Origin of the sequence: Microvirga sp. HBU67558, from assembly GCF_018069605.1 — a bacterium.
In the GTDB taxonomy this organism is placed as follows: domain Bacteria; phylum Pseudomonadota; class Alphaproteobacteria; order Rhizobiales; family Beijerinckiaceae; genus Microvirga; species Microvirga terrae.
In genome coordinates this window covers 1-607 of the sequence record NZ_JAGPUP010000239.1, presented here as the reverse complement: position 1 = coordinate 607, position 607 = coordinate 1, and the positions used below count along the sequence as shown (strand labels likewise).

At 61.3% G+C, this 607-nt stretch carries 1 protein-coding gene; it reads left to right on the top strand.

The window, feature by feature from the left end; all coding sequences use genetic code 11:
- A partial coding sequence (locus tag KBI52_RS33815; protein WP_210804804.1) for an AMP-binding protein occupies positions 1-607 on the top strand: 607 nt, incomplete at both ends.

Genomic DNA, 607 nt, shown 5'->3' with positions numbered 1-607 from the left:
TTACCATCCGTGACGGCTATGGCCAGACCGAGACCACGGCCCAGATCGGCAACTCGCCAGGCCAGACGATCAAGCTGGGAACGATGGGCCGCCCTCTCCCGGGCTATCCCGTGCGGTTGCTCGACCTGGACGGGAACCTGGCGCAGGAGGGCGAGGTCTGCCTCGCCTTAGGAGAGTTGCGGCCCGCCGGGCTCATGCAGGGCTATCAGAACGCTGATGGCGCGGTGAGTGTGGCCGAAGGGGCCTACTATCGTACTGGCGACATCGCCTTCACTGATGAGGATGGATATCTCACCTTCGTAGGACGCTCAGATGACGTGTTCAAATCATCCGACTACCGGATCAGCCCGTTCGAACTCGAGAGTGTGCTGATCGAGCACGAGGCTGTGGCGGAGGCTGCCGTGGTTCCGGCACCCGATGAAATCCGCTTGTCCGTGCCCAAGGCCTACATCTCACTCCTGCCCGGGATTGAGCCCTCTCCTGAGACGGTGTTGTCGATCTTCCAATACACTCATACGCGGCTGGCCCCATTCAAGCGCATTCGGCAGATCGAAGTCGTCGCCGAATTGCCGCGAACCATCTCCGGCAAGATCAAACGCGGGCAACT